Source organism: Afipia sp. DC4300-2b1, assembly GCF_049895725.1.
Classification (GTDB): domain Bacteria; phylum Pseudomonadota; class Alphaproteobacteria; order Rhizobiales; family Xanthobacteraceae; genus Afipia; species Afipia broomeae.
Map to the genome: position 1 here is coordinate 473,058 of NZ_JAFCSX010000005.1, position 9,215 is coordinate 482,272.

Sequence of the window (9,215 nt, forward strand, 5' to 3'; positions counted from 1 at the left end):
GCGGCGCGCAGGCAAGGCGAGGCCCCGGACTGGCAGCCATGATTTACGATTTCAGCAGGCTGACCGTATGAAAGCGGCCCCGCCTATTCTTCCTTCTCCGTCGTGAAGAACAGCGGATAGCCCTTGGCCTTGCCGAGCTCAGTCGCTTCCTTGGCCTTGGTCTCGGCCACATCGCGCGTGTAGACCGCGATGACGCAGGCGCCCTTCTGATGCGCGGTGAGCATCACGCGGCTTGCCGTCTCCGCGCCCATGCGGAAAACCGCTTTCAGCACGCTGACGACGAATTCGCGCGGCGTGTAGTCGTCATTGAGCAGGATCACCTTGTAGAGCGGCGGCCGCTCCAGCTTGACCTTGGTCTTGGTGGTGGTTTTCGGTTTGACGGTTGTCGGGCTCATCAGGCATCTCTCGGACTGGTCTGTCTCGGACACGTTCGCGGGTTGGTATGGTTCGTTCCGCACCCCATATTCGGCAGGCTGGGATCATCGAGGGGCCGCATGCCGCAGGTCGCATCAAGCGTGATTTCGCGCATCGATTATAACGCGCCGGCGCGCGAGCTTCACGTCACTTTCACGAGCGGACGGTCCTACAGCTATTTCGGCGTTCCCGGCGAGGTCTATTTCCAGTTCTGCCGGGCTGCTTCGAAGGGCGATTTCTTCAACACCCTGATCCGCGACCGCTACGAATTCGCCGAACGCCGCGGCGGCTGACCACCGCTTGAGCCGGCCTGACAGTCCAGAATCGATACTGAGGCCGGTATTGATCCACATTCGCGGCGGTTATGTCGCATAAATCTCCTTTAGCGATTGATTTTTTCCGCTTGCACCCCCTTTTCGCGGAAGCTAATTTCAAGTTCTAAAATCGAACTAATAATCCGCATCGATGGACGGGCGGCTCACGGGAGAGAAAGAACCACTATGTCGAGGATATTATTCGCCGCGCTTGCCGCATCGCTCACGCTGACCACGGCTACTGTCGCGGCGGACGCCCCTGGCGTCACCGCTACCGAGATCAAGGTCGGAGCGACCTTCCCCTTCAGTGGCCCGGCATCGGCGCTGGGCAACGCCGGCAAGGGACTGATCGCCTATGTCAACCAGATCAACGACCGCGGCGGCATCAACGGCCGCAAGATCAACCTCATCACCTATGACGACGCCTACAGCCCGCCGAAAGCTGTCGAACACACCCGCAAGCTGATCGAAAGCGACGAGGTCGCTTTCATGTTCGGCCAGCTCGGTACTCCGTCGAACTCGGCAACCAACAAGTATCTGACCGGCAAGAAAATACCCTCCGCCTTCATTACAACGGGCGCGACAAAATTTACGGACAGCAAAGAATATCCGCTGACCACCACGTCGCTGCCGAGCTACGACACCGAAGGCAAGGTCTATGCGAAATACTTCCGCGCGGAGCTGCCGAACGCGAAGGTCGGAATCCTCTATCAGAACGACGACTTCGGTAAGGACTTCCTCAACGCGATGAAGGCGTCCTACAAGGACGAGGCCGCAACCAAGCTCGTTGCGATCCCCTATGAAGTCGCCGACCCGACAGTGGATTCACAGGTCGTGAACCTCAAGGCGAGCGCACCCGACGCATTCCTGTTTGCGGGAACGCCGAAATTCGCGGCGCAGGCTCTCCGCAAGATGAACGAGATGGGCTGGAAACCGCTCACCGTCGTCAACTTCGTCGGGGCCTCGATCGGCGCAACCTTCGTGCCTGTCGGTCTCGACAAGGTGGTGGGTGTGGTAACTGCGGGCTTCCAGAAAGAGCCGACAGATCCGAAGTGGAAGGATGACCAGGGTGTGAAGGACTTCATCGCCTTCGCACAGAAGTATCTCCCCGGAGCCGACCTCGCTGACCAGAACTACATGTTTGGCTACCAGCAGGGCATGATCCTCGAGCAGTTGATCAAGCAAAGCGGCAACGATCTGTCGCGCGAAAACATCCTGAAGCAGAGCAAAAGCATCAAGGATCTGACGCTGCCGACCGCGCTGCCCGGAATCAAGGTCAACACAAGCGAGACAGTCAATCAGGCCTACACACAGCTTCAGTTGCAGAAGTGGAACGGCAAGAGCTGGGACCAGTTCGGCAGCGTCCTGAAAGCCGACTGACGCAACGCCACCAGACATCTGACACATTATCAGGGCGTCGCGATCATCTCGCGGCGCCCTCTGCTTTTGGCCTTAAGACGCCGACCCGGCGGGCGGGAACATAGCCGCCGCTGCCGCGTTGTATTTGCGACCCCGCCGCACAGGCATTCGCCGCCGGCAAAATCCCCCATTTGATAACGGAACCATGGATTCGGCCCCATGACTGTGACCTATCATTCGGATCCCTCGACGCCATCGTTCAAGATCAAGCCCGTATCCTTCGTCTTTCCAGATGATGGATCGGTCCCGAACAACCGGCTGCCGTTCCTGCTCTACAAGAGCGCGATCGCACTCGAAAACGGCAATCCGGAACAGGCCATCGAGGACACGTTCCACGCCAATGGCTGGGGCCGGACCTGGCGCAACGGTATTTTCGACTACCTCCACTATCATGCGACGGTTCACGAAGTGCTGGGCGTCGCGCGCGGCCGGGCGCTGGTTCGCTTCGGCGGCGACCATGGCGAAGATTTCGAGATCAGAAAGGGCGATGTCGCGATCCTGCCCGCAGGCACCGGTCACCAGCGGCTGTCGGCGAGTGACGACTTCGTCGTGGTAGGCGCTTACCCGCCCGGCCCGCAGATGCAGATCTCGCGTCCGACCCCGGAAAACTATCACCTTTCAGTCCAGAGCATTCCGGAAGTCGCGCTGCCGGACACCGATCCGGTATACGGATCGCGCGGCCCGCTGGTCGAGCTATGGAAAAAACGCAGTTAGCCAGAGGATCAGGGGATCGCGACGGCGCGCGAGGCCTGTTCGCGTCCCATCGGGACGCAAGCCTTCTTGCGCCGGAGCGCACCGAGCGCACCCGTGACCTTCATCACCTTGCCTACACCGCAGCTCCCGTTGTCGACATAGACGACGGACCACGGCGAGAGGAAATAAGGTTCTTTTTTCAGGAAGTTGGGTGACAATTCCTGCGCCAGGCACGGCGCGGAGACGGTGCAAAGAAGTGCGAGAGCAACAACGGTACGCATGACACTCATCTCTGGGACGGCAGAAATCACAATGCGCTTTTTCGGTGAAGGTTCCAAGATGCGAACAGCAGCACGATGATTATTTTCTCGGCATGGTCTTCCGGCAGGCATCACGCGGCCGGACCGGAACGGTGTGCCGCACGATGTGTTGAGCCTCCAGTAGCAACGGAGGTTCTAATGCGACGTAAATTGCTTCTGACAACGATCATCGCCGCCTCGCTTGCGGCCTCGACGATTGCGGCGTCCGCTCAGGTTGCTCCGCCCTCCTCGCCGGGCGGCTCGGCTGCGGGTTCGCCTGGCGTTTCACCGGCAACTCCACCACCTGCAGCAACGGCTCCGTCACCGGGGACCACCGGCAGCAACACCGGGGTCAACCAGCCTGGCGTGCCGAACACATCGACGCCCGGGAAAATCGGGACCGGCGCCTCCCCGAGCGGCCTCCCCGGCGACAGCACGTCCAATCCCGGCTACCCGGGTAAGGTGGGCCGGTAGCCCGCTCCACCGGAGCAATCCGGCGCGCTTACCCCGTGCCGGATCTCTTACTTCTTGGCTTCCTGCTTGAGCGGGGCCAGCAGCCAGAGCGTCAGGAACGTGAACAGTGAAATGACCACGGCGACGTCGTAGGCGCCGAGCCCGACCGCCGCGCCGGTGGCGCCCGTGGCCCAGAGGCTGGCGGCTGTGGCTGTACCGCGTACCGTATTGTCGGTCTTGAGGATGGCGCCGCCGCCGATGAAACCCATGCCGGTCATCAGGCCCTCGATGATCCGTGCCGTGCCTTCGGGGTGACCTGCGAGAATGTGCTCGGTGGCCTGCACGATGCCGCAGGTCGCCAGCGCAACCAGCGGGAAGGTCCGCAGCCCGGCACTCCGCTCTTCCTTTTCCCTATTCCAGCCGATCGGCAGCGCCAGCACGTAAGCTATGGTCAGCGCGACCAGATGAGGGCCGAGCCGGAAACTGCCCGCGGCTTCCAGAAGTGATTGCATGAGATTCTCCACGGTTCACCGTAGAGGTTTTCCGGACCGGTGAACCGCGACAAAAAGCTCACGCAATCTGGAGCGGTCCCTGGAATCAGGCTCATCCAAGGAAAGCGAGCTACTCGGTCTTGGTGGTGGCGTTGGAACTGGTCCGCGGCGTGCCGTCCTTGCCGGCGCCCGCGATTCGGACCTGATCGCCGTCCGCAATACCGTCGAGCGGTGTGACGATGATCCGGTCATCGGGCGACAGTCCGCTGGCGATCTCGATCTCGCGGCCGAGGTCGCGCGCGATGGTCACGGTCTTGAACAGCACCTTGTCGCCCGCGGTGACGGTGGCGACGCGCAAGCCGCTGTTGTTGAACACCAGCGCGCTCGCCGGAATGCTCAGCGGCTGCGCATCGCTGGACAGCGCCAGCTTGACGTTGGCGAAGGCGCCGGGACGCAATTCGCCCTTCGGGTTCTCGATCGCAAGCTGCATGCGGGTCGTGCCTGACGAAACATCCACCGACTGCGACGACGCCTCGATGGTCGCCGGGAAGGTGCGGCCCGCATATTCCGGCACCGTGACGACCGCCTTCGCGCCCATCCTGATGCCGGGCAGATAGCTCTGCGGCACATTCACATAGAGACGCAGCTTCTTGACGTCGGACACCACGAACATCGCCGCACCCGAGCCTGTGCCGCCGTTGATCAGCGCACCGACGTCGGTGTTGCGTTCGGTAACCACGCCATCGAATGGCGCGGTGACATTCTTGTAGCTCGCCAGCGCCTCGAGCCGCTGCACGTTCGCGCTCATCGCATTGACCTGCGCTTCCTTGCTGGCAAGGTCGGCCGAACGCTCATCGATTTCCTGCTGCGAGACGAAGTTCGACGCCAGCAGCGTCTTGCGGCGTGCGAGCGTGGCAGCGGACAGCTTCGCTGCGGCCTGTGAATTTGCGAGGTCCGCGCGAGCCTGCAGAAGTTGCTGGTCGAGGTCCGGCGCTTCGATTTCGGCAAGCTTCTGTCCGGCCGCGACCTGAGCGCCGATATCGGCGCTCCAGCTCTTGAGATAGCCGCTGACGCGCGCGTAGATCGGCGCACGCGAATAGGCCTCCAGACGTCCCGGCAGATCGAGCGTCGCGTTGAGCGGCTTGGTGCCCGGCAGCGCGACCGCGACCGAAGGGATCGCCTGCGCGTCGGTCCATTCCTTGAGATTGGCGTCGCCCTTCGAGCGGGTGATGATCCCGCTGACAACAACGGCTGCAAGCACGCCGATGGCGACGGTGCCATAGAGCCTCAGCTTGCGTGGCGAGACTGACGAGGTCTTGTCAGGTTGCATGAACCATCTCCGGCGCCGTCGCGGATGTCGCGGGCTGTTGCTTCTTCTTGTGAACCATACTGAACACCACCGGTACGAACATCAATGTGGCGGTCGTTGCGAAAATCAGGCCGCCGATCACGGCGCGGCCGAGCGGCGCATTCTGCTCGCCGCCCTCGCCCATACCCAGAGCCATCGGGGTCATGCCGATGATCATGGCAAGCGCCGTCATCAGCACGGGGCGGAACCGGACGAAACCGGCGTCGAGCGCGGCCGCGACCGGATCGCCGAGCTGGTCAAAGCGCTCGCGGGCGAAGGCGATCACCAGCACCGAGTTCGCCGTCGCCACGCCCATGCACATGATCGCGCCCGTCAGCGCCGGAACCGACAGCGTGGTGTGGGTCGCGAACAGCATCCACACGATGCCCGCAAGCGCCGCGGGCAGCGCCGAGACGATCACGAACGGATCGGACCACGACTGGAAGTTGACCACGATCAGAAGGTAGATCAGCACGATCGCGCCGAGCAGGCCGAACAGCAGGCCGGCGAAGGCGCTGTTCATCGTCTCCACCTGCCCCAGCAAGACCACGCGGCTGCCGCGCGGAAGATCCTTGGCGGTTTCCGCGATCACCTTGTTGATGTCCGCTGCAACCGCGCCGAGGTCACGGCCCTGCGGCGTGGCGAAGATCTGCACCATGGTCTGGATGTCATACTGCGAAACCACCGCGCTCGAGGAGGAGCGCTTGATGTCAGCGATGCCGCCCAGCATCGGCGCCGTGGCAATTCCGGCGGAGGAAATCGGCAGCGCCTCCAGCTTGTTCAGCGAGTCGATCTGGTACTGCGGCGTCTGCATCACGATCGAATAGGATACGCCGTTGTTCGGATCGAGAAAGAACGTCGGCGCAACCTGCGAGCTGCCGGCGAGGTTCACGACCATGCTGTTGGTCACGTCGCGCGCGGTGAGACCGACATACTGTGCGCGGGTGCGGTCCACATTGACGTCGAAGCTCGGGTTGTTCGGCGACTGCTGGATACGCGCGTCGGCGACACCCGGAATCAGCTTGATCCGCCGCAGTAGGTCATTGGCATATCTGAAATTCTCAACCGTATTCGCGCCGCGCACCTGAATGTCGATCGGCGCCGGAGAGCCGAAGTTCAGGATCTGGCTGACGATGTCGGCGGGAAGGAACGCGAACGAGACGCCGGGGAATTCGCGCGGCAGCTTTTCGCGCAGCTCGCGTACATATTCCTCGGTCGGCTTGTGGTCTTCTTTCAGCTTGATCTGAATGTCGCCGTCCTGCGGGCCGATCACGCCGGTGTTGTTGTAGGTCAGGTTGATGCCCGAGATCGGCATGCCGATGTTGTCGGCCATGGTCTCGATCTTGTCGGACGGAATGACCTGCCGGATCAACTTCTGGATATCGGCAAGCTTGTTGGCTGTTTCTTCGACCCGCGTCCCGATCTGGGTGCGGACATGGATCAGGATCTGCCCGGTATCGACCGACGGGAAGAAGTTGCGGCCGAGGAACGGCACCAGCAGGAACGAGACCCCGACGAAGCCGAGGAAGCCGATAACGAACACCTTGCGATGGCCGAGCGCCATATGCAGCAGGCCGTGATAGACGTCCCTCACCCGTTCGAAACGCTTTTCGAATGCGCGCTGGAACAGCACCAGCGGATTGCGGCTTTCCGGCGGAGGCAGCGGATTGCCGTTCTCGTCATGCGGGTGCGGATGCAGCAGATACTTCGCCATCGTCGGCACCAGCGTGCGCGACAGGATGAACGACCAGGTCATCGCGAACATCACCGAGAGCGCCATCGGTACGAACAGGAAGCGCGACACGCCGGTGAGGAAGAACATCGGCACGAACACGATGCAGATACATAGCAGCGTGACAAAGGCGGGTGTCGCGATCTGGCGCGCGCCCTCGAGAATGGCCGGCTCGACCTCCATCCCGTGTTCGAGATGGTAGTTGATGTTCTCGATGGTCACGGTGGCGTCGTCGACCAGAATACCGACCGCGAGCGCGAGGCCGCCGAGCGTCATGATGTTGAGCGTCTCGCCGACCGCCGACAGACAGATGATCGCCCCGAACACCGAGAGCGGGATCGAGATCGCGATGATGAGGGTCGAGCGCCAGCTTCCGAGGAACAGCAGGATCATGATGCTGGTCAGCGCCGCCGCCAGCACGCCCTCGAAGGCGACGCCGGCGATGGCGCCGCGCACGAAGATCGACTGGTCGCCAAGCAGATTGACGCGCAACTGCTCCGGCAACTGGTCCTTGGTGTCGATGATCTTCTGCTTGATGCCGGAGATGATATCCAGCGTCGATGTCGCGCCCGCCTTCAGCACCATCATCAGTACCGATCGCGTGCCGTCGACATGAACGATGTTGGTCTGCGGCGGGTTGCCGTCGCGCACCTGCGCCACGTCGCGGATATAGACCGTCGCGCCGTTGACGACCTTGATCGGCAGGTTGCCGAGCTCCTCGATCTTGCGCGGCGCGTTGTTGAGCTGGATGTTGTATTCGAAGTTGCCGATCTTCTGGGTGCCGACCGGCGTAATCAGGTTCTGCGCGGCGAGCGCGTTGGCGACGTCCTGTCCGGACAGGCCGAGCGCCTGCATCGCCGTCGGATTGATGTCGAGCTGGATCTGGCGCTGCTTGCCGCCGAACGGCCACGGGATCGCCGCGCCCGGCACGGTGACCAGCGGCGTGCGCAACTGGTTGGTGGCGATGTCGAACATGTTCTGTTCGGTCAGCCCCTCGCCGCCGAGCGCAAGCTGGATGATCGGCACCGTCGAGGCGCTGTAGTTCAGGATCAGCGGCGGCGTCGAACCGGCGGGCAATTGCCTCAGCATGGTCTGCGCGATCGCGGTGACCTGCGCATTCGCCGTGCGGATGTCGACGTTCGGCTGGAAGAAGATCTTGATGACGCCGTAGGTGTTGTACGAGTTCGCCGTGATGTGCTCGATGTCGTTGACCGTCGTGGTCAGCGCGCGCTGGAACGGCGTCACGATGCGGCCGGACATCTGGTCAGGCGGCAGGCCGGTGTACTGCCACACCACACCGATCACCGGGATGCGGATTTCGGGGAAAATGTCAGTCGGCGTGCGCAGGGCCGCCAGCGGCCCGACGATCAGCAGCAGGACCGCGAGCACGACGAAAGTATAGGGTCGGCTCAGGGCAATCCGGACAAGCGCATTCATCTTATGTTTTCTCGGTCGGCAGGCGCGACGTTGCCCCTGCGGGAAAGACCTGTTGTCTTCACGCTTTCAGTCAGGGGCTGATCTACCTGAATCTGCCGCGATTGCGCAACGCCGCGAAACTCACAGTCGCTTGTTCGGAAGGTTCCGGCGGCTGTTTTCGCGGGTTTTGGACGAATATTTCGCCGGGCGGGGCCAATTTATCACAAGATCATCTGGGTCTGGGTGACGATGGCGACCAACCGCCCCTCCTCGGTCTCAATCCGGGTCTGCCAGACATGGGTGCGTCGCCCAAGATGGATCGGGGTGGTGGTCGCCCTGACGGTCGAACCCGCTTTAGCAGCCCCCGTGAAGTTGGTCTTGCTCTCGATTGTCGTGGTGCCTTTGGCGTCGGGTGGCAGGTTGATGATGGTGGCGGCGGCCCCGACGGAGTCCGCGAAGGCCATCACCGCGCCGCCATGGATCGACTGCCCAAGCGTACAGAGGTCCTCGCGCACCACCATGGTCGCGACCACCTTGTCCTTTGCGGCCTCGACGAATGTCACGCCCATCAGGGCGGCGAACGGCATCGGCCGCGACTGGATCATCTCAAGCAGGGTCACGCTGCCGCTCCTGTTG

At 62.4% G+C, this 9,215-nt stretch carries 10 protein-coding genes; 4 read left to right on the forward strand and 6 right to left on the reverse strand.

Annotated elements, in window-relative coordinates:
• Positions 1 to 83 precede the first annotated feature (83 nt).
• Positions 84 to 395 (reverse strand): ATP-dependent Clp protease adapter ClpS, encoded by a 312-nt coding sequence (clpS, locus tag ACP7AL_RS21850; protein ID WP_006020345.1) that lies wholly within the window; start codon positions 393 to 395, stop codon positions 84 to 86.
• 99 nt (positions 396 to 494) lie between these two features.
• On the opposite strand from clpS, the gene ACP7AL_RS21855 reads away from it, so the two are divergent.
• The 3 genes from ACP7AL_RS21855 (at position 495) to ACP7AL_RS21865 (ending at position 2,861) form a co-directional block, all read left to right on the forward strand.
• Entirely contained in the window at positions 495 to 707 is a 213-nt protein-coding gene (locus tag ACP7AL_RS21855) for a KTSC domain-containing protein (protein ID WP_024919116.1), read from the forward strand.
• A gap of 207 nt (positions 708 to 914) precedes the next feature.
• Complete coding sequence (locus ACP7AL_RS21860) at positions 915 to 2,108, forward strand: ABC transporter substrate-binding protein (protein WP_425994235.1); 1,194 nt, start codon at positions 915 to 917, stop codon at positions 2,106 to 2,108.
• Positions 2,109 to 2,306: 198 nt separating this feature from the next.
• On the forward strand, positions 2,307 to 2,861 hold the full coding sequence (locus tag ACP7AL_RS21865; protein ID WP_425994237.1) for a cupin domain-containing protein: 555 nt from the start codon (positions 2,307 to 2,309) through the stop codon (positions 2,859 to 2,861).
• Positions 2,862 to 2,869: 8 nt separating this feature from the next.
• Here the strand turns inward: ACP7AL_RS21865 and ACP7AL_RS21870 are convergent, their stop codons facing one another.
• Positions 2,870 to 3,121 (reverse strand): DUF6719 family protein, encoded by a 252-nt coding sequence (locus ACP7AL_RS21870; RefSeq protein WP_006020341.1) that lies wholly within the window; start codon positions 3,119 to 3,121, stop codon positions 2,870 to 2,872.
• A 177-nt stretch (positions 3,122 to 3,298) separates the two neighbouring features.
• On the opposite strand from ACP7AL_RS21870, the gene ACP7AL_RS21875 reads away from it, so the two are divergent.
• A complete protein-coding gene (locus tag ACP7AL_RS21875) occupies positions 3,299 to 3,613 on the forward strand; it encodes a hypothetical protein (protein WP_081758591.1) in 315 nt (104 codons plus the stop codon).
• Positions 3,614 to 3,660: 47 nt separating this feature from the next.
• Here the strand turns inward: ACP7AL_RS21875 and ACP7AL_RS21880 are convergent, their stop codons facing one another.
• From ACP7AL_RS21880 to ACP7AL_RS21895, 4 genes are all read right to left on the reverse strand, one after another.
• On the reverse strand, positions 3,661 to 4,104 hold the full coding sequence (locus ACP7AL_RS21880) for an MgtC/SapB family protein (RefSeq protein ID WP_425994240.1): 444 nt from the start codon (positions 4,102 to 4,104) through the stop codon (positions 3,661 to 3,663).
• 109 nt (positions 4,105 to 4,213) lie between these two features.
• A complete protein-coding gene (locus ACP7AL_RS21885) occupies positions 4,214 to 5,413 on the reverse strand; it encodes an efflux RND transporter periplasmic adaptor subunit (protein WP_425994242.1) in 1,200 nt (399 codons plus the stop codon).
• Positions 5,403 to 8,600 carry an efflux RND transporter permease subunit gene (locus tag ACP7AL_RS21890; protein ID WP_425994244.1) on the reverse strand — a complete coding sequence of 1,066 codons (3,198 nt, stop codon included), beginning with the start codon at positions 8,598 to 8,600 and terminating at the stop codon, positions 5,403 to 5,405. Before ACP7AL_RS21890 ends, ACP7AL_RS21885 begins: the two co-directional genes overlap by 11 nt.
• Before the next feature lie 200 nt (positions 8,601 to 8,800).
• The gene (locus tag ACP7AL_RS21895; RefSeq protein WP_425994246.1) at positions 8,801 to 9,199 is read right to left on the reverse strand and encodes a PaaI family thioesterase; all 399 of its coding nucleotides are present in this window, start codon (positions 9,197 to 9,199) and stop codon (positions 8,801 to 8,803) included.
• Between the last annotated feature and the right edge of the window lie 16 nt (positions 9,200 to 9,215).

Excerpts from the sequence above, each read along its gene's own strand:
- ACP7AL_RS21855 (WP_024919116.1), top strand. The coding sequence starts at position 495 with ATGCCGCAGGTCGCATCAAGCGTGATTTCGCGCATCGATTATAACGCG.
- ACP7AL_RS21875 (WP_081758591.1), top strand. The coding sequence starts at position 3,299 with ATGCGACGTAAATTGCTTCTGACAACGATCATCGCCGCCTCGCTTGCG.
- ACP7AL_RS21885 (WP_425994242.1), bottom strand. The coding sequence starts at position 5,413 with ATGCAACCTGACAAGACCTCGTCAGTCTCGCCACGCAAGCTGAGGCTC.
- ACP7AL_RS21860 (WP_425994235.1), top strand. The coding sequence starts at position 915 with ATGTCGAGGATATTATTCGCCGCGCTTGCCGCATCGCTCACGCTGACC.
- ACP7AL_RS21880 (WP_425994240.1), bottom strand. The coding sequence starts at position 4,104 with ATGCAATCACTTCTGGAAGCCGCGGGCAGTTTCCGGCTCGGCCCTCAT.
- ACP7AL_RS21890 (WP_425994244.1), bottom strand. The coding sequence starts at position 8,600 with ATGAATGCGCTTGTCCGGATTGCCCTGAGCCGACCCTATACTTTCGTC.
- clpS (WP_006020345.1), bottom strand. The coding sequence starts at position 395 with ATGAGCCCGACAACCGTCAAACCGAAAACCACCACCAAGACCAAGGTC.
- ACP7AL_RS21870 (WP_006020341.1), bottom strand. The coding sequence starts at position 3,121 with ATGCGTACCGTTGTTGCTCTCGCACTTCTTTGCACCGTCTCCGCGCCG.
- ACP7AL_RS21865 (WP_425994237.1), top strand. The coding sequence starts at position 2,307 with ATGACTGTGACCTATCATTCGGATCCCTCGACGCCATCGTTCAAGATC.